The organism is Kocuria nitroreducens, from assembly GCF_042879195.1.
GTDB lineage: Bacteria > Actinomycetota > Actinomycetes > Actinomycetales > Micrococcaceae > Kocuria > Kocuria nitroreducens.
The window spans coordinates 12,208-31,268 of sequence record NZ_JBHZTC010000004.1 but is presented as its reverse complement, the minus strand read 5'-3'; the positions used below and the strand labels follow the sequence as shown (position 1 = coordinate 31,268).

21 protein-coding genes are annotated in these 19,061 nt (G+C 73.6%); 16 read left to right on the top strand and 5 right to left on the bottom strand.

Features of this window, described 5'->3' with window-relative positions; genetic code table 11:
• The first annotated feature begins 36 nt into the window (after positions 1-36).
• Both miaB and miaA read left to right on the top strand, forming a co-directional pair.
• A complete protein-coding gene (gene miaB / locus ACFYE1_RS03430) occupies positions 37-1,566 on the top strand; it encodes a tRNA (N6-isopentenyl adenosine(37)-C2)-methylthiotransferase MiaB (RefSeq protein ID WP_387739966.1) in 1,530 nt (509 codons plus the stop codon).
• Positions 1,563-2,501, top strand: coding sequence for a tRNA (adenosine(37)-N6)-dimethylallyltransferase MiaA (gene miaA, locus ACFYE1_RS03425; protein WP_387739965.1), 939 nt, complete (start codon positions 1,563-1,565; stop codon positions 2,499-2,501). Before miaB ends, miaA begins: the two co-directional genes overlap by 4 nt.
• Before the next feature lie 3 nt (positions 2,502-2,504).
• Here the strand turns inward: miaA and ACFYE1_RS03420 are convergent, their stop codons facing one another.
• Entirely contained in the window at positions 2,505-3,182 is a 678-nt protein-coding gene (locus ACFYE1_RS03420; RefSeq protein WP_387739963.1) for a TMEM175 family protein, read from the bottom strand.
• Positions 3,172-4,062 carry an LssY C-terminal domain-containing protein gene (locus tag ACFYE1_RS03415; RefSeq protein ID WP_387739961.1) on the bottom strand — a complete coding sequence of 297 codons (891 nt, stop codon included), beginning with the start codon at positions 4,060-4,062 and terminating at the stop codon, positions 3,172-3,174. Before ACFYE1_RS03415 ends, ACFYE1_RS03420 begins: the two co-directional genes overlap by 11 nt.
• Before the next feature lie 157 nt (positions 4,063-4,219).
• On the opposite strand from ACFYE1_RS03415, the gene dapF reads away from it, so the two are divergent.
• Positions 4,220-5,170, top strand: a complete 951-nt coding sequence (gene dapF / locus ACFYE1_RS03410) for a diaminopimelate epimerase (protein WP_387740242.1) — start codon at positions 4,220-4,222, stop codon at positions 5,168-5,170.
• A gap of 102 nt (positions 5,171-5,272) precedes the next feature.
• Here dapF and ACFYE1_RS03405 read toward each other — a convergent pair whose 3' ends face one another.
• Entirely contained in the window at positions 5,273-5,935 is a 663-nt protein-coding gene (locus tag ACFYE1_RS03405; RefSeq protein ID WP_387739958.1) for a class I SAM-dependent methyltransferase, read from the bottom strand.
• 119 nt (positions 5,936-6,054) lie between these two features.
• Between ACFYE1_RS03405 and hflX the strand changes: the two genes are divergently transcribed.
• Positions 6,055-7,683 carry a GTPase HflX gene (gene hflX / locus ACFYE1_RS03400; RefSeq protein ID WP_387739955.1) on the top strand — a complete coding sequence of 543 codons (1,629 nt, stop codon included), beginning with the start codon at positions 6,055-6,057 and terminating at the stop codon, positions 7,681-7,683.
• A 4-nt stretch (positions 7,684-7,687) separates the two neighbouring features.
• Entirely contained in the window at positions 7,688-9,766 is a 2,079-nt protein-coding gene (locus tag ACFYE1_RS03395; RefSeq protein ID WP_387739953.1) for an ATP-dependent DNA helicase, read from the top strand.
• Between the two features lie 138 nt (positions 9,767-9,904).
• Here the strand turns inward: ACFYE1_RS03395 and lexA are convergent, their stop codons facing one another.
• A complete protein-coding gene (gene lexA / locus ACFYE1_RS03390; RefSeq protein ID WP_387740239.1) occupies positions 9,905-10,603 on the bottom strand; it encodes a transcriptional repressor LexA in 699 nt (232 codons plus the stop codon).
• A gap of 423 nt (positions 10,604-11,026) precedes the next feature.
• Between lexA and ACFYE1_RS03385 the strand changes: the two genes are divergently transcribed.
• The 7 genes from ACFYE1_RS03385 (at position 11,027) to ACFYE1_RS03355 (ending at position 16,055) form a co-directional block, all read left to right on the top strand.
• Entirely contained in the window at positions 11,027-11,455 is a 429-nt protein-coding gene (locus tag ACFYE1_RS03385; protein ID WP_387739952.1) for a LysM peptidoglycan-binding domain-containing protein, read from the top strand.
• Between the two features lie 152 nt (positions 11,456-11,607).
• Positions 11,608-12,711 (top strand): histidinol-phosphate transaminase, encoded by a 1,104-nt coding sequence (locus tag ACFYE1_RS03380; RefSeq protein ID WP_387739950.1) that lies wholly within the window; start codon positions 11,608-11,610, stop codon positions 12,709-12,711.
• A 144-nt stretch (positions 12,712-12,855) separates the two neighbouring features.
• Positions 12,856-13,485, top strand: a complete 630-nt coding sequence (gene hisB / locus ACFYE1_RS03375; protein ID WP_387739949.1) for an imidazoleglycerol-phosphate dehydratase HisB — start codon at positions 12,856-12,858, stop codon at positions 13,483-13,485.
• On the top strand, positions 13,482-14,246 hold the full coding sequence (gene hisH / locus ACFYE1_RS03370; protein WP_387739946.1) for an imidazole glycerol phosphate synthase subunit HisH: 765 nt from the start codon (positions 13,482-13,484) through the stop codon (positions 14,244-14,246). The genes hisB and hisH overlap by 4 nt, the downstream gene beginning before the upstream one ends.
• Positions 14,243-14,404 carry a hypothetical protein gene (locus ACFYE1_RS03365; RefSeq protein ID WP_387739944.1) on the top strand — a complete coding sequence of 54 codons (162 nt, stop codon included), beginning with the start codon at positions 14,243-14,245 and terminating at the stop codon, positions 14,402-14,404. The genes hisH and ACFYE1_RS03365 overlap by 4 nt, the downstream gene beginning before the upstream one ends.
• Positions 14,405-14,451: 47 nt before the next feature.
• Positions 14,452-15,204, top strand: coding sequence for a bifunctional 1-(5-phosphoribosyl)-5-((5-phosphoribosylamino)methylideneamino)imidazole-4-carboxamide isomerase/phosphoribosylanthranilate isomerase PriA (gene priA, locus ACFYE1_RS03360; RefSeq protein ID WP_387739942.1), 753 nt, complete (start codon positions 14,452-14,454; stop codon positions 15,202-15,204).
• Entirely contained in the window at positions 15,201-16,055 is an 855-nt protein-coding gene (locus ACFYE1_RS03355; protein WP_387739941.1) for an SseB family protein, read from the top strand. Before priA ends, ACFYE1_RS03355 begins: the two co-directional genes overlap by 4 nt.
• Positions 16,056-16,099: 44 nt before the next feature.
• On the opposite strand, the gene ACFYE1_RS03350 is transcribed toward ACFYE1_RS03355, so the two are convergent.
• A complete protein-coding gene (locus ACFYE1_RS03350; RefSeq protein WP_387739939.1) occupies positions 16,100-16,507 on the bottom strand; it encodes a DUF1844 domain-containing protein in 408 nt (135 codons plus the stop codon).
• A gap of 104 nt (positions 16,508-16,611) precedes the next feature.
• On the opposite strand from ACFYE1_RS03350, the gene ACFYE1_RS03345 reads away from it, so the two are divergent.
• The 4 genes from ACFYE1_RS03345 to rplT all read left to right on the top strand — a co-directional run bounded on the left by ACFYE1_RS03345 (position 16,612) and on the right by rplT (position 19,051).
• Positions 16,612-16,908: a DUF503 domain-containing protein gene (locus ACFYE1_RS03345; protein ID WP_387739937.1), complete on the top strand. Its 297-nt coding sequence runs from the start codon at positions 16,612-16,614 to the stop codon at positions 16,906-16,908.
• A gap of 336 nt (positions 16,909-17,244) precedes the next feature.
• On the top strand, positions 17,245-18,213 hold the full coding sequence (gene infC, locus ACFYE1_RS03340; protein ID WP_387740238.1) for a translation initiation factor IF-3: 969 nt from the start codon (positions 17,245-17,247) through the stop codon (positions 18,211-18,213).
• A 157-nt stretch (positions 18,214-18,370) separates the two neighbouring features.
• The gene (gene rpmI, locus ACFYE1_RS03335; protein WP_017832891.1) at positions 18,371-18,565 is read left to right on the top strand and encodes a 50S ribosomal protein L35; all 195 of its coding nucleotides are present in this window, start codon (positions 18,371-18,373) and stop codon (positions 18,563-18,565) included.
• Positions 18,566-18,661: 96 nt separating this feature from the next.
• Complete coding sequence (rplT, locus tag ACFYE1_RS03330) at positions 18,662-19,051, top strand: 50S ribosomal protein L20 (protein ID WP_031282709.1); 390 nt, start codon at positions 18,662-18,664, stop codon at positions 19,049-19,051.
• The last annotated feature ends 10 nt before the right edge of the window (positions 19,052-19,061 follow it).

Below are 19,061 nucleotides of genomic sequence, written 5' to 3'. Positions count from 1 at the left end.
ACGGGCGCGGCCGGAGGCCCGTACAATTGACCGGTGATGTCGACCCCCGCAGCCCTTTCCCCGGACCCGACCGCGTCCTCCGCCGCACCCGCCCCGCGCTCCTACGAGGTGCGCACGTTCGGGTGCCAGATGAACGTCCACGACTCCGAGCGGATCACGGGTCTGCTCGAGGCCGCCGGCTACGTCCCCGCCGCCGGCGCCGAGCCGGACCTGGTGGTGTTCAACACCTGCGCCGTGCGCGAGAACGCCGACAACAGGCTCTACGGCAACCTCGGCCAGCTCGTGCCCGCCAAGAAGCGCAACCAGGACCTGCAGATCGCCGTCGGCGGCTGCCTGGCGCAGAAGGACCAGGACACCATTCTCGAGCGGGCGCCGTGGGTCGACGTCGTCTTCGGCACGCACAACATCGGCTCCCTGCCCACCCTGCTGGAGCGCGCGCGGCACAACGCCGAAGCACAGCTCGAGATCCTCGACGCCCTGGAGGTCTTCCCCTCGACGCTGCCCACCAAGCGGGACAGCGCCTACTCCGGGTGGGTGTCGATCTCCGTGGGCTGCAACAACACCTGCACGTTCTGCATCGTCCCCTCCCTGCGCGGCAAGGAGAAGGACCGCCGGCCTGGGGAGGTGCTCGCCGAGGTGCAGGCGCTCGTCGACGACGGAGCGGTCGAGGTCACGCTCTTGGGGCAGAACGTGAACTCCTACGGCGTCGAGTTCGGGGACCGCGGCGCGTTCGCGAAGCTGCTGCGCGCGTGCGGGCAGATCGCGGACCTGGAGCGCGTGCGCTTCACAAGTCCGCACCCGGCCGCGTTCACCGACGACGTCATCGACGCCATGGCGGAGACCCCGAACGTCATGCCGCAGCTGCACATGCCCCTGCAGTCCGGGTCCGACCGGATCCTGAAGGAGATGCGGCGCTCGTACCGCTCGAAGCGTTTCCTCGGCATCCTGGACACCGTCCGCGAGCGCATCCCGGAGGCCGCGATCACCACGGACATCATCGTGGGCTTCCCGGGCGAGACCGAGGAGGACTTCCAGGCCACCCTCGACGTCGTGGCCGCCTCCCGCTTCTCCTCGGCGTTCACGTTCCAGTACTCCGTCCGGCCCGGCACCCCCGCGGGGGCGATGGCGGACCAGGTGCCGAAGGCCGTGGTGCAGGAGCGCTTCGAGCGGCTGGTGGCGCTGCAGGACCGGATCGCCGCGGAGGAGAACCGGGCGGTCGTCGGCCGGCAGGTCGAGCTGCTCGTCACCGCCGAGGCCGGCAAGAAGTCCGAGCAGACCCACCGGCTCTCGGGCCGTGCGCGGGACCAGCGGCTCGTGCACTTCTCCGTCCCGCAGGGCGCCGAGGTCCCGCGGCCCGGCGACTTCGTGACGGTCGTCGTCACCGGCGCCGCCGCCTACCACCTCGTGGCCGACCCCCGGTCCCCGCAGGACTACGCGCTGCGGCGCTCGCGCGCCGGTGACGCCTGGGACCGCCGCCAGGCCGCCTCCTGCGGCGTACCCGCCGCCCCGGGCGCCACCGGGCCCGGACCGGTGAGCCTGGGCATGCCCGTCCTGCCCGTCCGGTGACTCCTGCGGACCTGCCCGTCGTCGCCGTCGTCGGGCCGACGGGCACCGGCAAGACCGCGCTGGGCGTCGAGCTCGCGCTGCGGCTGGGCGGGGAGGTGGTCAACGCCGACTCCATGCAGTTCTACCGCGGGATGGACATCGGCACGGCCAAGGCGACGGCGCAGGAGCGGCGCGGGGTGCCTCACCACCTCCTCGACGTCCTCGACGTCACCGAGGAGGCCTCGGTCGCGGACTTCCAGCGCGCCGCCCGGGCGTCCTTCGCCCGGATCCGGTCCCGGGGCCGCGTCCCCGTCCTGGTGGGCGGCTCGGGGCTCTACGTGCGCGCGGCCCTGGACGTGCTCGAGCTCCCCGGCACCGACCCCGCGGTGCGGGCCCGGATCGAGGTCGAGCTCGTGGAACAGGGCCCCGGTGCCCTGCGGGAGCGGCTGCGGCAGGTGGACCCCGAGTCCGCCGCCCGGCTGCAGGACGAGCGGCGGCTGGTGCGCGCCCTGGAGGTGTGGGAGCTGACCGGCCGCCCGTTCACCTCGTTCATGCCCCGCCGCGAGCACGTGGAGCCCACGGTGCAGATCGGCCTGGACGTCGAGCGCGCCGACCTGCACGCCCGGCTCGAGCAGCGGGTCGGGGCGATGGTCGAGGCCGGCCTGGAGGCCGAGGTGCGCGCGCTGGCGGCCCGTGGGCTGCGCGAGGGGCGCACGGCCTCCCGGGCTCTGGGCTACGGGCAGTTCCTCGACGTGGTGGACGGCCGGGCCACCGTGGAGCAGGCGGTCGAGGCCACCGTGGTGGCCACCCGCCGCTTCGCCCGCCGCCAGCTGACCTGGTTCCGCGCGGACCCCCGGGTGCACTGGCTGGACCCGTCCGGGCCCCGTGTCGTGGAGCATGCCGTGGGAATCGTCGAGCGGGCGGCGGCCGAGCCGGACTCCCCGGAGGCGGGCTGACGTTCAGTCCCGGGTGGCGCGACGCAGCCACCACCGGTCCGCGGCCGCCGCCGGCACGATCAGCCCCCAGGTCCAGGTCGCGATCCCGGGATCCCAGAACGCCACCGGAACGCTCAGGGCGAAGACCACCGGCGCGGGCAGGAGCGCCCGCAGCACGTAGCGATACAGGGCCGCGTCGACCACGGGCGCCATCAGACCGGCGTGCCACGCGTGAGCCCACAGCAGGTTCAAGGAGGCGTAGACGGCCGCCGTCACCGCGGCGTACAGCGCCACCGGCCACGGCGAGCTGCCTCCGCCGTAGTCGCTGAGCAGGCTCGTGGGCATCGGCAGTAGCGCGACGAAGAACAGCGACAGCAGATTCAGCCACTGCAGGCGCCGGTCGTAGCGGCGGATGACGGTGAACCGCCGGTGGTGGCTCATCCATGCCGTGCCGATGACCGCGAAGCTCAGGACGTAGGCAAGGAACGGCGACAGGTGCGCCCGCAGGGCGGCGTCCAGCTGAGCCGGGTCCAGATCCGCGGGGAGGATCAGCTCGAGCACCAGCAGCGTCATCGCGATCGCGAACACGGCGTCGCTGAAGAACACCGTCCGCTCGGTGGTGGCACCCGAGCCGAACAGCCGCCGGTACCGCTCGGCGGTCCCCTCGCGCTGTGCCGGGTCGGGGCGGTCCTCAGCGTCCATCGGGCACGCTCCCCGGGTGCTCCGGAAGCGGGCCCGGCCGCACGTCCACGACGGGCAGGTCACCGTCCGTCTCGATGGCGTCACCGCCGCCGTTGCGGGCGTGGTAGCCCGTCGAGAAGTGCCGGAGGACCTCCACCGGGGCACCTTGCGACCGCAGCGCGGACACGACGAGATCACGCTCCCCGTCGGTGTTCTCGGCGATCTTGTGCGTCACCTGCAAGGTGAACAGGGACAGCCCCACCCGCCGGTCGTAGCTCGCCGCGCCCACGAGGTCGACGACGACGCCCCCGGGCAGCCGCCACTCCGGCGGACAGGTCCAGAACCGCACGTGGTGGCGCCGGGCGGGGCTGCCCGCCACCTCGCGCTCAAAGGCCAGCGACTGCTTCCGCCCAAAGGCGAAGAGCGGGCTCACGGGCGCCGCCGGATAGCTGCGGCGCAGCAGCGACGCTCGGACGATGCGCCAGCCGGTCGCCACGGTCAGCGGATCCGCCGCCGTCCAACCGGCACCGAGCATCGCGGCGGACAAGCGGGCCGGGGTGCCGATCACCGCCACGTTGATCGGGTCACCCAGCAGGCCGTCCGCCGTCCGGGCCCGGCCGATGAAGTAGCCGGGGACGTAGATGCCGGTGAGCACCCGGTTGAGCCGGGGCAGCAGCACGTAGGCGCACAGCACCCAGATGGGCAGGAAGGCCCAGGCCAGGCGCCCGTCGTCGTCGACCTCCTCGAGGACGAGATGGTAGACGCCCCATCCTGCCAGGACGCTGGTCAGGAGGTGCCCGGTCCGGTGCAGCCACAGGACCGTGGTGGCACCCGGACGCCGGAGGCCACCCGGAGAGGCGGTCCGACCGCCCCGTGCCCGGTCCCTGCTCCGTGCGTCCACCCGGCGCTCCCCGTCCCCACGACCTCCGCGCGGCGCCCCGCCGGCGTGTCCCCAGGCTAGCGGGGGCACCGGCGCCGGAGGAAGGATGTGACCACCTGTGCGGCACCGTGCGGCCGGGCGGGGCGCGTATCATGACCGGGTGACGTCCGCACAGTCCCTGACCACCCGTCCCGCCCCCGCCCCGGACGACGCCTCCGGCCCCTGGGGGGCGCTGCGGGGACGCCGCTTCACGAAGGGCCACGGCACCGGCAACGACTTCGTGCTGCTGACCGACCCGCACGCGGAGCTGGCTCTGGACGCCGAGCTGGTGACCCTGGTGTGCGACCGCCACCGGGGGATCGGGGGCGACGGGCTGATCCGCGCCGTGCGCTCCGAGGCGATTCCCGAGGGGCGTGCCGTCCTGGAGGCGGTACCGGACGCCGAGTGGTTCATGGACTACCGCAACAACGACGGCTCTGTCGCCGAGATGTGCGGCAACGGCGTCCGGGTGTTCGTCCACTACCTGGTCCAGCGGGGCCTCGCAGAGGTCCCCGAGGGGGAGGTGCTGCGCATCGGCACCCGTGCCGGGGTGAAGACCGTGGCCCGCACCGACTCGGGCTACGCCGTGGACATGGGGCCGTGGACCTTCCTCGACGGGGACGCGGCCCGCGGGCGCGGCTCGGACGCCGTCGTGACGGCCGAGGGGCTCAAGGTCCCCCGCCCCGCGCTGTCCATCGGCATGGGCAACCCGCACACCGTCGTGGCGCTCGCGGAGGGGGAGAAGCTCGACCAGCTCGGGCTGCACACCGCTCCCGTCGTGCGCCCGGAGCCCCAGGACGGGACCAACGTCGAGTTCGTGGTCCCCGCCGACGGCGACGACGACGGCGTGGGCCGGGTGCGGATGCGCGTGCACGAGCGCGGCGTGGGCGAGACGCAGTCCTGCGGGACCGGCGCGTGCGCCGCGGCGGCCGCGACCCGCTTCTGGGGCGGCGCCACGGCGCCCGACCAGTGGCTCGTGCAGGTCCCCGGCGGGATCGTCTCCGTGACGTTCGTCCCCGCGCCCGACGGCGCCGAGCACGTGGTGCTGGCCGGACCGGCCGTGCTGGTGGCCGACGGCACCTTCGTCTGAGGCCCGCGGCCCGGCCGCCCAGGTTCGGCCCGGCCGCCCAGACCCGGTCCGGCACCTCCGGTCCCGCCCTACCCCTCCGGTGCGGTCGTGCCGCCCCGGCGCTCAGCCCCGCCGCTCGACGAGCAGGACCCGGAACCCCTTGTCGGTCGTGTGCCGGGAGACCCCGAAGCCGCTGCCCAGGGCGGTGCCGAGCCACTTCTGCAGCGAGTCCGCGCCGAGGTTCTTCTGCACCACCAGCCACGCCGCGCCGTCGTCGGCCAGCCGCGGCAGCCACCGGAGGAGCAGCTCGTGCAGCTGCTGCTTGCCGATCCGGACAGGCGGATTGGACCAGATGGTGTCGAACCGCCGCTCGGCGGGCACCTGTTCCGGGAGCAACGCCTCCACGTTAGCCAGGCCCAGGGCCAGGGCGTTGTCCCGGGTGAGCCTCAGCGAGCGCTCGTTGACGTCCACGGCCGTGACCCGGGCCTCCGGGGCGGACGCGGCGAGGCTGAGGGCGATCGGACCCCAGCCGCAGCCGATGTCCAGGAGCTCCGCCCCGGCGGGGTCGGGAACATTTTCCAGCAGCACGGACGTTCCCTTGTCGAGGCCCCGCGGGCTGAACACTCCGTTGGAGGTCTGCAGCACGACCTCCCGTCCCCGCAGGGTCACGGCCACGGACCGCCGCACCTCGGGTGCCGAGGGGTCCTCGGAGAAGTAGTGCTCGGTTTCCGGGTTCGGGGCCGCCGGGCCGGCCACGGGATCGGGGGAGTCGGGACGCGGTGCCATAGCGCCCCATGCTACCGACAGCGCGGGCCGGTCCCGCACCGGGATCCGGTGCCCTCCCGCCCGTGACGTCCGGCCCCGCCACTAGAATGTACCGATCAGCATCTCGTCCGAAAGGAACCATGACCCACCCCCGCGAAACCCCTGCCGAGCCCCGCACTGCCGCGGAGCCCGGGAACGGCCTGAGCCGGCAGGACCTGGAGGACGTCGTCGAGCGCGTGCTGTCCCGAGCTCGCGCCCGGGAGCAGGCCGCCGGGCAGGACACCGCCCCCGAGGACGGCTCCGCGACGCCGGGCCGGTTCTCCGGCCGGGCCCGCGAGCTCGCCGCCCCCGAGGACGGGCACAGCGTCCACGACGGCGACCAGCAGGACCTCGAGGAGCGCCGCGCCCTGCGCCGCGTCGCAGGCCTGTCCACCGAGCTAGAGGACGTCACCGAGCTCGAGTACCGCCAGCTGCGCCTGGAGCGCGTGGTGCTGGCCGGGCTGTGGACGGAGGGCACGCTCGCCGAGGCCGAGAACTCCCTGCGCGAACTGGCCGCTCTCGCCGAGACCGCGGGCTCCGAGGTGCTCGACGGCATCGTCCAGCGCCGGCTCAAGCCGGACCCGGCCACGTACCTGGGCTCGGGCAAGGCCAAGGAGCTGCGGGACATCGTCGCCGCGACCGGCGCGGACACCGTCGTCGTCGACTCCGAGCTCGCCCCCTCCCAGCGGCGCGGGCTGGAGGACGTCGTGAAGGTCAAGGTCATCGACCGCACGGGTCTGATCCTCGACATCTTCGCCCAGCACGCCAAGTCCAAGGAGGGCAAGGCCCAGGTCGAGCTCGCCCAGCTCGAGTACCTGCTCCCGCGCCTGCGCGGCTGGGGCGAGTCCCTGTCCCGCCAGGCCGGCGGTCGCGCCGCCGCCGGTGAGGGCATCGGCTCCCGCGGCCCCGGTGAGACGAAGATCGAGCTGGACCGCCGTCGCATCCGCACCCGCATGGCCAAGCTGCGGCGCGAGATCGCCGCCATGAAACCGGCCCGGGAGACCAAGCGGCTCAACCGCCGCCGCCACTCCGTGCCGTCCGTGGCGATCGCCGGGTACACCAACGCGGGCAAATCCTCGCTGCTGAACCGGCTCACGGACGCCGGGGTGCTCGTGGAGAACGCCCTGTTCGCCACCCTGGACCCCACGGTCCGCCGCGCCCAGACGCCGGACGGCATCGGCTACACGCTCTCGGACACGGTCGGCTTCGTCCGCTCGCTGCCCACGCAGCTCGTCGAGGCCTTCCGCTCCACCCTGGAGGAGGTCGCCGACGCCGACCTCATCCTGCACGTGGTGGACGCCTCCCACCCGGACCCGGAAGGGCAGATCCGCGCGGTGCGCCAGGTGTTCACGGACATCGACGCCCAGAACATCCCCGAGATCATCGCCCTGAACAAGGTGGACGCCGCCGACCCCTTCGTGGTCGAGCGGATCAAGCAGCGCGAGCGCAACGTCGTGGTGGTCTCGGCCCGCACGGGGGAGGGCATCGAGGAGCTCCGGCAGCGGATCAGCGAGTCCATCCCGCGCCCCGAGACGGTGCTGGACCTGGTGGTCCCGTACCAGCGCGGCGACGTGGTGAGCCGGCTGCACGACTGGGACGCGGAGATCCTGCGCACCGAGCACCTGCCCGAAGGCACCCACCTGCTCGTGAAGGTCCGCGAGGACCTCGCGGCCGAGCTCGCGGAGTTCGCCCCCGAGCACGCCCCCGGCTTCGGCGCCGAGAGCGCCTGAGCGCGTGGCCGCCGCATTCGTGGACGAGTCCGGGCAGGACGTCTCGGGCCTGCGCCCGGAGACCCTGCCCGGAGCGGAGGACGCCCTGGCCCTGCTGGACACCGCCGTGACCGCGATGGGCGGGCAGGTCCGGGACGGCCAGCGGCTGATGACCGCCAAGGTCGCCGAGGCCCTGGACCGGGGCCGGCACCTGCTGGTCCAGGCGGGGACCGGCACCGGCAAGTCCCTCGCGTACCTGGCGCCGCTCGTCGGGCACGCCCAGCGCGCGGACAAGCCGGTGATCGTGGCCACCGCGACGCTCGCGCTGCAGTCACAGATCGTGGGCCGGGACGTACCGCGCCTGCTGGCCGCGCTCGCGGGCGAGCTCGAGCGCGACGTGGACGTGGCCCTGCTCAAGGGCCGCAGCAACTACGCGTGCCTGCACAAGATCGAGGGCGGCTACCCGTCCGACGATGAGCCCGGTGCGCTCTTCGCGCTGCCCGACGCCGCCCCGCACCCCGGCGCACCGCAGCCCGAGGCCACCGAGAACACCGGGCGGCTGGGCCAGGAGGTGCAGCGCCTGCGGGAGTGGGCGCGCGAGACCGGGACCGGGGACCGGGACGAGGTGCTCCCGGGGGTCAGCGACCGCGCCTGGCGCCAGGTGTCGGTCACGGCCAAGGAGTGCCTGGGCCGCAGCTGCCCGCTGGTCGAGGACTGCTTCGCCGAGCTCGCCAAGCAGCGGGCCGGCGAGGCCGACATCGTCATCACCAACCACGCCCTGCTCGCGATCAACGCGTTCGAGGGCATCACCGTCCTGCCCGAGCACGACGTCGTGGTCATCGACGAGGCCCACGAGTTCCAGGACCGGGTCACGGGCGCCGTCACCGGCCAGCTCTCCGCGGCCATGGTGCGCTCGGCCGCCGCGTCCGCGCGCAAGCACACCTCCGCGAACCCCGACTCCCTCACCGCCGGTGCCGCCCATCTCGAGGCCGCTCTGATGGGCGCTCCCGCCGAGCTGCTGCACCGCGGCCTCGGGGACGCCCAGGCGGCGGCCGTGGCCCAGATCCGGGACGCCGCCCGCACCGTCATGACCGAGTCCAAGGCCGGCGCCGGGGAGAAGGACGGGGACGCCGGCCGGCAGATGGCCCGCTCCCGGGTGAGCGACGTCCTCGACCTGGCCGAACGGATCCTTGCCGCCGAGGAGCACCGCGAGGTGCTGTGGATCTCCCGGCAGGGCGGCTGGGAGACCGGCCGCGGCTACGTGCCCGCGGAGGACGGCGACCCGGCGACCCTGCACGTGGCGCCGCTCAGCGTGGCCGGCACCCTGCGGGAGGGGCTCTTCGACGGGCGCACCGTGGTCCTCACCTCGGCCACCCTGTCCGTCGGCTCGTCCTTCGACTCCGCCGCAGGTGCCCTCGGCCTGCGGGGCGAGGGCGCTCCGCGCTGGGAGGGCGTGGACGTCGGCAGCCCGTTCGACTACCCGAGGCAGGGCATCCTCTACCTCGCCGAGCACCTGGAGAAGCCCGGCCGCCGGCTCTCGGAGGCCCAGCTGGACGAGATGCTGGCCCTGCTGGAGTCGTCCAAGGGCGGGGCCCTGGGGCTCTTCTCCTCCCGCCGGGCGGCGGAGGAGGCGGCCGAGGCCCTGCGCGGGCGCACCGACCTGCCGATCCTGTGCCAGGGGGACTCCACGCTCGCGGGACTCGTCCAGGAGTTCACCGACGACCCGTCCACGAGCCTGTTCGGCACGATGAGCCTGTGGCAGGGCGTCGACGTCCCCGGGGCCTCGTGCCGGCTCGTGATGATCGACCGCATCCCCTTCCCTCGACCGGACGACCCGCTGGCCAGCGCCCGCAGCCGCGCCGCGGAGCGGGCCGGTGGCAACGGGTTCATGTCCGTCTCCGCGACGCACGCGGCCGTGCGGCTCGCCCAGGGGGCCGGGCGGCTCATCCGCGCGGGCGGCGACCGGGGCGTCGTGGCCATCCTGGACTCCCGGATCGCGACCGCACGCTACGGCGGGTTCCTCCGCGGGTCCCTGCCGCCGCTGTGGACCACCACGGACCGCTCGGTGGTGCTCGGGGCGCTGCAGCGGCTCTCCGTGGGCTGAGCCCGCAACGCGGTCGCCCGGAGCGCGTCCCGACCCGCGCCGGACCCGGACGAGGCCGACGCCCCGGCGGCACCGGGCCCGGACGGCACCGGGCCCCCCGGCGGCGGCGGAGGGCCCGGTGCCGGGGCGTGCGGCGGGTCAGAGGCTGCGCAGCACCGAGACGACCTTGCCCATCACGGTGGCGTGGTCGCCGAGGATGGGCTCGTAGCGCGTGTTCTGCGGCAGCAGCCAGGTATGGCCGTCCCGCTGGCGGAAGGTCTTGACCGTGGCCTCGTCGTCGAGCAGGGCCGCCACGATGTCGCCGTTGTCGGCGGCGCTCTGCCGGCGCACCACCACCCAGTCGCCGTCGCAGATCGCGGCGTCGATCATCGAGTCCCCCTTGACGCGCAGCATGAACAGCTCGCCGTGCCCGACCAGCTGGCGGGGCAGCGCCAGGACGTCCTCGACGGACTGCTCGGCCGTGATCGGCCCGCCCGCGGCGATGTGGCCGACCAGGGGAACCATCGTCACGTCCGCCGAGGTGGACAGCTCGGCCACGGCGTCGTGGGCGGCGGGGTGCGGGGTGCGGCCGGCCGGAGCCGTCACGACCTCGCGCGACGGCTCGGCGGACTCCGCCCCGGCGGTCCCGCGCAGCTGCAGGGGAGTGAGCACCTCCATGGCACGCGGGCGCTTGGGGTCGCGGCGCAGATAGCCCAGCTTCTCGAGCTGGGAGAGCTGGTGGGTGACGCTGGAGAGCGAGGCCAGGCCCACAAGGTCCCCGATCTCCCGCATGGACGGCGGGTAGCCGTGCTCGGCGATGGAGCGCTGGATGGCCTCTAGAATGGTGCGCTGACGCACGCTGAGCCCGCGGCTGCGCGAGCGCGCCCCGGGGCGGGCGCCCCGGGCGCGGGGCTCCTCGGGGGCGGGGGGCTGGGCCATGGGAGCGTCGTCCTTTCCCGTCCGGCTGCTGGTGCCGCCGGTCTGCGCGGTGCCGGTTCCGATGTCGGACCCGGGTGGTTCGATAAGTCCCGGTCGGAAAGCGCCGGGGGTTCACAGCGCGCGCCGGCCGGAGGCCCGAACCTGTTCTCAGCCTAGGCGACACGCCATGAGTGTTCAAACATATGTACGACCCGGTGTCGACAGCCTTCGCAGACACGTGCTAGACATGGGTCATCGGTATTCGAAAGTATGTTCGATCGAATGAAGGGCCCGCAGAGGCCGTCGACCGGACCGGTGTTCGAGATCGCCCGCTCCGTGCGGGAACGTCAAGGAGTTCATGTCATGAGTGCCAGTGCCACCCTCAGCTCCGTCGTCGCCCGCCGCCGCGAGTCCGCAGGAGCCGCCCGCGGCCTCGGCCGTGCGCTCCGGCGAGCCCGCCCCGGGCGCTCCGGCTCCAGCACCCCGCTGACCCTGACCCGCCGCGGCCGGCTCGTGTTCCTGGGGCTGCCCGTCCTCGCCGGCTCCGCCGCCCTGGTCGTGCTGGCCGTGATCTTCCTCGTCCCCTCCACGGCCACCGCCACGAGCGACCCCGTCCTGGGCTCCGGGACCGAGCAGACCACCGTGTTCCCCGGCCAGAGCCTGTGGGAGCTCGCCGTGGCCGCCGACCCGGACCGCGACCCCCGGGACGTCATGGACGAGATCGTGGAGCTCAACGACCTGGACAGCTCGGTGCTCGTGGCCGGACAGCTCCTCGAGGTCCCGGCCGCCTGAACGGTCCACCCGGACACGGCGCCGTCGTGCAGGTGTCCGGTCCAGGAGGCCGGAGCACCGCGCTGGAGCAGCGGACCGGAACAGAGGGACGGAGCAGGAGACCGGACAGGCCCCTGGACCGGGGCATCCGGGCGGAGCACTAAACTGTTCGGGTGACGCAGAACCTGGACCGACTCAACGCCCTCCCGCTCCGCGACGACCTGCGCGGCAAGACGCCGTACGGCGCCCCGCAGCTCGACGTCGACGTGGCCCTCAACACCAACGAGAACACCCATCCGGTCCCGGCGGACGTGCACGCGGCGATCGTCCGGGAGGTCACCGAGACGGCCTGGACCCTCAACCGGTATCCGGACCGCGAATTCACCGCCCTCCGCGCGGAGCTCGCCGCGTACCTCGGCCACGGGCTCGGTCCAGCGAACCTGTGGGCGGCCAACGGCTCCAACGAGATCCTGCAGCAGATCCTGCAGGCCTTCGGCGGCCCCGGCCGCACCCTGCTCACCTTCGTCCCCACCTACTCGATGTATCCGTTGCTGGCCTCCGGGACGCACACCGGCTTCGTCGCGGGGGCGCGCGCCGCGGACTTCGACCTGTCCGCGGAGTCCGCGGCCGAGCAGGTGCGCCGGCACCGCCCGGACGTCGTCTTCCTCTGCTCGCCCAACAACCCGACGGGCACGGCGCTGGGCGCGGACGTGGTCACCGCCGTGTACGAGGCGGGGGAGGAGTTCCGCACGGTCGTGGTGGTCGACGAGGCCTACGCCGAGTTCTCCCACGGCGGCACCCCCACCGCGCTCACGCTGGTCGAGGGCCGGCCCCGCCTGGTCGTCTCCCGCACCATGAGCAAGGCGTTCGCGCTCGCCGGTGCCCGCCTGGGCTACTTCGCGGCGGCGCCCGAGGTCGCCGACGCCGTGCGCCTCGTCCGGCTGCCGTACCACCTCTCGGCCGTCACCCAGGCCACGGCCCTGGCGGCGCTGCGCCACTCGGGGTCGCTGCTGGCCAACGTTGAGGACATCAAGATGCAGCGCGACCGGATCGTCGACGAGCTCAAGCGGCTCGGGCTCGAGCCCGCCGAGTCCGACTCGAACTTCGTCTTCTTCGGCGGCATGGAGAACTCCCGGGCCGTGTGGGAGGCGCTGCTCGAGGACGGAGTGCTCGTGCGGGACGTCGGGATCCCCGGCCACCTGCGCGTCACCGCCGGCACCGAGGCGGAGACCACCGCGTTCCTGACCAGCATGGAACGGATCGTCTCCGGCCGCTGAGGAGCCCGGGGACCGGGTCCCCCCGACCCGGTTAGCATGGAAGCAGACCACCACCACCGGGCCCGCGGCGCCGCCGCGCGGCCCGGCCCGGACCACCCGCGGCCCGCCGACGGCCGTGCCGCGCCCGCGAGGAGTTCCCACCGAATGAGCGACCAGACCACCACCGGCCCCCGTGCGCCCCGCCGCGCCGCACTCGAGCGGCGCACGAGCGAGTCCGCGGTGTCCGTCGAGATAGACCTCGACGGCACCGGCGAGAACGACATCGACACCTCCGTGCCGTTCTACGACCACATGCTGACCGCGCTGTCGAAGCACTCGCTGATCGACATGCGGATCCGGGCGACCGGGGACACCCACATCGACGTCCACCACACCGTCGAGGACACGGCGATCGTGCTCGGGGACGCCCTGCGCCAGGCGCTGGGCGAGAAGGCGGGGATCCGCCGCTTCGGCGAGGCCACCGTCCCGCTGGACGAGGCCCTGGCCAACGCCGTGGTCGACATCTCCGGCCGGCCCTACGCGGTGCACACCGGCGAGCCGGAGGGGCAGCAGTACCACCTCATCGGCGGGCACTTCACCGGCTCCATGGTCCAGCACGTCTTCGAGGCCCTGGCCCACCACGCCGGGATCTGCCTGCACGTCACGCTGCTGGCCGGCCGGGACCCGCACCACATCGCCGAGGCCCAGTTCAAGGCCGTGGCCCGCGCCCTCCGCCAGGCCGTGGAGCCCGATCCCCGCGTCCGCGGGATCCCGTCCACGAAGGGGGCCCTGTGAGCACCGACGGCACCGCCACGACCGACGGCGGCACGAGGCCCACCGTCACCGTCCTCGACTACGGCGCCGGCAACGTGCGCTCGGCCGTGCGCGCCCTCGAGGCCGCCGGCGCGGACGTGGTGCTCAGCGCCGACCCGGAGGCGGTGCTCGACGCCGACGGCCTCGTGGTCCCCGGTGTGGGCGCGTTCGCCGCCGTGATGGACGGACTGCGCTCCGTCGACGGGCTGCGCCTCATCGGTCGCCGCCTGGCCGGCGGCCGTCCCGTGCTGGGCATCTGCGTGGGCCTGCAGGTCCTTTTCGACTCCGGGGTGGAGCACGGCCAGGAGACCGAGGGCATGGGTGAGTGGCCCGGGGTGGTCGAACGGCTGAAGGCCGACGTGGTCCCGCACATGGGCTGGAACACGGTCGAGCCGCCCGCGGGCAGCGTCCTGTTCCGGGGCATCGAGGACCAGCGGTTCTACTTCGTGCACTCCTACGGGGTGCAGGAGTGGGACTTCCCGCAGAGCATCCAGAAGATGCAGCCGCCGCAGGTCACCTGGTCCGAGCACGGCGGGCGCTTCATCGCGGCCGTGGAGAACGGCGCCCTGTGCGCCACGCAGTTCCACCCGGAGAAGTCCTCCGAGGCCGGCATCCAGCTGCTGCGCAACTGGCTCGGCACCCTGCCGCGCACGGGACGCCTCGACCACCTCAAGGCCGGTGACCCCCTGGGCGGGGACACCCTGGCCGGCCGTCCGACCCTGGAGAGCCAGGGCGACGCGTGAGCGGAGCCGTCGTCATCATGGTGCTCGGGGCCTTCGTCGCCGGCGGCGCCATCTCGTTCCACCAGCAGCGCATGCCATCCTGGACGGTCGTGCTCCTGGCCGTGACGGCCGCGGGCCTGATCGGCTACGGCGGGTACGCCTGGTTCCAGGGCCGCTGAGCCCTTCCCTCCTGTCCGAGACCCCGAACCCCGAGAAGAGAGACCCCATGTCCCTGAGCGAGACCCCCCGCCTCCAGCTGCTGCCCGCCGTCGACGTCGCGGACGGCCAGGCCGTGCGCCTGGTCCAGGGCGAGGCCGGCTCCGAGACCGGGTACGGCGACCCGCTCGAGGCGGCTCTCGCGTGGCAGGAGGCCGGCGCCGAGTGGATCCACCTCGTGGACCTCGACGCCGCCTTCGGCCGCGGCGACAACATCGACGTGCTCCGCCGCGTCGCCGCCGAACTGAAGCTGCAGGTCGAGATGTCCGGCGGCATCCGCGACGACGCCTCGCTGGAGCGGGCACTGTCCCTGGACCCCGCCCGGATCAACCTGGGCACCGCGGCCCTCGAGAACCCCGAGTGGACGCAGAAGGTCATCGCCGAGCACGGCGACGTCATCGCGGTGGGCCTCGACGTGCGGGGCACCGTCCTCGCCGCCCGCGGCTGGACCGAGGACGGCGGGGACCTCTGGGAGGTCCTGGACCGCCTCGAGGACCACGGCTGCGCCCGCTACGTGGTCACCGACGTCACCAAGGACGGCACCCTCAAGGGCCCCAACCTCGAGCTGCTGCAGGAGGTCGCGACCCGCACCGACAAGCCCGTGGTCGCCTCTGGTGGCATCTCCTCCCTCGACGACCTCGCGGCCCTGCGCACCCTCGTGCCCTCCGGCGTCGAGGGCGCGATCGTGGGCAAGGCCCTCTACGCGGGCCGGTTCACCCTCGAGGAGGCCCTCGACGTGGCGGGCCGGCCGGGAGCGCGGTGACGGACCGGCCCCTCCCGGAGCACATCGCCGCCCAGCTCGCGGGCGCGGGCGGCACGGAGGACACCGGCGGCCAGGCCTGGGCCGGGCGCACACTGGGGGAGGGCACCAGCCACACCCACCGCTTCCCCGACGACGACGGCGCCGCTGCCCCGGCCGTGCTCCAGGCCCTCCAGGACCTGCGCGCGGGGACGGGGGACGAGTCCTCCGTGGTCGCCGCGTTCGCCGGGACCCGGGTCTTCGTGCCCGTCGTGGCCGAGGTCTCCGCCTCGACCGTGACCGGGGCAGGGCTCGTGGCCGACAAGGAGGCCGACATGGCGCTCGTGTCCCTGCGGGCCGCGGACGGCCGGCAGGTGCTGCCGGTCTTCAGCTCCACGGCGGCGCTCGCCGACTGGCACGACCAGGCACGTCCGGTGGCCACGGACGTCCGGCGGGCGGCCGTGGCGGCGGTCAAGGACGGCACCCAGCTGCTCGTGCTCGACCCCGGCGCGGCTCTCCCATTCGTCGTGCGCCGCCCGGCCCTCTGGGCGCTGGCGCGGGGCAGGTCCTGGACGCCCTCCTACCGCAGCCCGGCGGTCGAGGCGGCGGTCCGGCGCTGCGCCCAGGACCTGCCCGGGGTGCTCGGGGTGGGGACGGCCCCCGGGGACGGGGTGGCCGTGCGCACCGTGGATGGGACGGTCGTCCGGGGCGGCGGGGCGGGCCCCGAGCTCGCCGTCGTGCTGTCCCTGCGGGCCGGGCTCGACCGGGAGCAGCTGGACGACCTCGTCGCCCGCTTCCAGGCCCGGCTGAGCGTCGAACCGGCCCTCGCGGAGGACGTGGACTCGATGCAGCTGCGCCTCACGACGGCGGGCTGACCCGGGGAGCCCGGATCAGCCCGCGACGTCCGTGCCGACAGCCCTCAGGTGACCGGACCCGTGAACCGCTCGCCGGGTCCCTGACCGGGGGCGTCCGGGTAGCGCGAGGCCTCCCGGAACGCGAGCTGCAGGGTGCGCAGGCCGTCGCGCAGCGGAGCGGCGTGCTGCGAGCCGATCTCCGGGGCCGCGGCGGTGACGAAGCCGGCCAGCGCGGTGATGAGCTTGCGGGCCTCGTCGAGGTCCTTGAGCGCCTCGGCGTCCTCCCCGGCGGCGAGACCGCACTTCACCGCGGCCGCGCTCATGAGGTGCACGGCCGCGGTGGTGATGACCTCGATGGCCGGGACCTCCGCGATGTCGCGCATCTGCTCGTCGACGGCACTGACCGTCTCCTGCGGGATCTCCTGGCCGGACCGTGCGTCGTCGTCGAAGCGGTAGGTGTTCTCGGAAGTCATGGCCCAACTCTGCCACACCGCCCTCGGCCGACCGGACCCTTCTGCCGCCGCCGGCACTATCCTGCAGGGGAGGCCGGGGACCGGCCGGAAGGAGGCGGGGCGCCGTGTGGGTCGGCTGGATCGAGTTCGACGTGCTCCTCGGGGACGTCCACTCCCTCAAGGGCAAGCGCTCCGTGGTGCGTCCCCTCGTGGCCGAGCTGCGCCGCCGGTTCCCGGTGACCGCAGCCGAGGTCGGCCACCTCGAGCTCCACCGCCGGGCTCTCGTGGGCACCGCCGTGGTCGCGGCGGACGCCGCCCGGCTCGTGGAGGTCCTTGACGAGGTCGAGCGCTTCGTCGCCGCCCGGCCGGAGACGGAGCTGCTCTCGGCCCACCGGGCCCTGCACAGCACCGAGGACGCGTGACGCCCCGCACGACCGTCGATTCCCGAACCCGCGGCCCATGGGCTAGACTGGTCGGCAGTGTGCAAGTGGAGGAGACTCCCACCCGCGCCGGCCACGGTCCCCGATCCTCTCGGACGACCGGCTCACGGCCGCCGGGTCCGCGACGACATCGTCCGCACGACGGCACGGCCGGAAACATCCGCGCCCGCTCCGTCATGCAGCGCGTCACCCCTGTGTGACGCACCGATGAGCCTCCGCTTGCCGACCGCAGCGGGGGCTTTTGTCGTTGCGGACCGGACCGAACCATGAGGTCCCCGGAAACCTCCGGGCGACCACGCAGAGCATCAGGAGCACGGCATTAGCGATCCACGTATCAATGACAGAATCCGAGTCCCCGAAGTCCGTCTCGTCGGACCCGCAGGCGAGCAGGTCGGCATCGTCCGCGTCGAGGACGCACTGAGGCTGGCCCGCGAATCGGATCTCGATCTGGTCGAGGTGGCGCCCAACGCCAAGCCGCCGGTGGCCAAGCTCATGGACTTCGGCAAGTACAAGTACGAGGCCGCGGTCAAGGCCCGGGAGTCGCGCAAGAACCAGACGAACACAGTCCTCAAAGAGGTCCGGTTCCGGCTCAAGATCGACACCCACGACTACGAGACCAAGGTCGGCCACGCCAAGCGGTTCCTCGGGTCCGGCGACAAGGTCAAGGCCATGATCCAGTTCCGCGGTCGCGAGCAGCAGCGTCCCGAGATGGGCGTCCGCCTGCTCGAGCGCTTCGCGAACGACGTCGCCGAGGTCGGCGCGGTGGAGTCGAGCCCCCGGGTCGACGGCCGCAACATGGTGATGGTCGTGGGACCGCTGAAGAACAAGGCCGAGGCCAAGGCCGAGGCGCGCCGCCAGAAGCAGCGCGACGAGGCGAAGGCCGAGAACGAGCGCAAGGCGAAGGACAAGATCGACACGTCCTCCGCGGCCCCCGTGACCCAGTCGATCGGGGACGCGTTCCCGGCCGAGCTGCGCGAGCGGGCCGGGCAGGTCGAGGAGCCGGTGCAGCAGCCGGTCCCGGAGCCCGAGGTCCAGGAGCCGGCACCGGCCCCGGAGACGGCGCAGACCGCCGCCCTCGAGCCGGAGGCCGCAGAGGTATCGGCGCCCGAGGCCGTCGAGACCCCGGCGCCCGAGGTCGTCGAGACTCCGGCGCCGCAGGCCGCCCCGAAGCCGCCGGCTCCCAAGGCCCCGGCTCCGCAGGCCCCGGCGCCCAAGGCTCCGGCCGCCGGGCCGAAGGCCCCCCGGCCCGGCCCCAAGCCGGGCGCCAAGCCCGGGCCCCAGGCCTGAGCGGCGCACGACCTTTCGCGCGAGCGGAACAGAACAGACAGCGCCCCGTGGCGTGCAGCCGGTCCCGGTTGCGCCCCGGGGCACCGTGGAGGTGCGGCGGACGTCGTCGCGCCCTCCGGTGGCCACCACCGGACGAATCGCAAGGAGAGCGGCCTACATGCCGAAGATGAAGACCCACAGCGGGGCGAAGAAGCGCTTCAAGCTCACCGGTACCGGCAAGGTGAAGCGCCAGCAGGCCAACCGCCGCCACTACCTGGAGCACAAGTCCTCCCGGCTGACCCGTCGCCTGGCCTCCGACCAGATCGTGGCCCCCGGCGACGCCAAGGTCATCAAGAAGATGCTGGGCAAGTAGTCCCCACCGCATCCGTTGGGGAGCCCGTCTCCCCGCCCCGCACAGAATTGACCTCCCGGCCGCAAGGTCCGGGACCGAAGTGAATGGAGTACACACGTGGCACGTGTGAAGCGGGCGGTCAACGCCCACAAGAAGCGCCGGGAAATCCTCGAGCAGGCCTCCGGCTACCGCGGCCAGCGCTCGCGCCTGTACCGCAAGGCGAAGGAGCAGGTCACCCACTCGTTCGTCTACAGCTACAACGACCGCCGGAAGCGCAAGGGCGACTTCCGCCGGCTGTGGATCCAGCGCATCAACGCCGCGGCCCGCGCCAACGGCCTGACCTACAACCGCTTCATCCAGGGCCTGAAGGCCGCCGAGGTGGAGGTCGACCGCCGCATGCTCGCCGAGCTGGCCGTCAACGACCAGCAGGCGTTCGCGGGCCTGGTCGAGATCGCGAAGAACGCCCTGCCGGAGGACACCTCCGCGCCGCGCGAAGCCGCCGCCTGAGCCCAGTCGG

Excerpts from the sequence above, each read along its gene's own strand:
- miaB (WP_387739966.1), top strand. The coding sequence starts at position 37 with ATGTCGACCCCCGCAGCCCTTTCCCCGGACCCGACCGCGTCCTCCGCC.
- ACFYE1_RS03420 (WP_387739963.1), bottom strand. The coding sequence starts at position 3,182 with ATGGACGCTGAGGACCGCCCCGACCCGGCACAGCGCGAGGGGACCGCC.
- ACFYE1_RS03405 (WP_387739958.1), bottom strand. The coding sequence starts at position 5,935 with ATGGCACCGCGTCCCGACTCCCCCGATCCCGTGGCCGGCCCGGCGGCC.
- hflX (WP_387739955.1), top strand. The coding sequence starts at position 6,055 with ATGACCCACCCCCGCGAAACCCCTGCCGAGCCCCGCACTGCCGCGGAG.
- ACFYE1_RS03385 (WP_387739952.1), top strand. The coding sequence starts at position 11,027 with ATGAGTGCCAGTGCCACCCTCAGCTCCGTCGTCGCCCGCCGCCGCGAG.
- hisB (WP_387739949.1), top strand. The coding sequence starts at position 12,856 with ATGAGCGACCAGACCACCACCGGCCCCCGTGCGCCCCGCCGCGCCGCA.
- priA (WP_387739942.1), top strand. The coding sequence starts at position 14,452 with ATGTCCCTGAGCGAGACCCCCCGCCTCCAGCTGCTGCCCGCCGTCGAC.
- ACFYE1_RS03350 (WP_387739939.1), bottom strand. The coding sequence starts at position 16,507 with ATGACTTCCGAGAACACCTACCGCTTCGACGACGACGCACGGTCCGGC.
- rpmI (WP_017832891.1), top strand. The coding sequence starts at position 18,371 with ATGCCGAAGATGAAGACCCACAGCGGGGCGAAGAAGCGCTTCAAGCTC.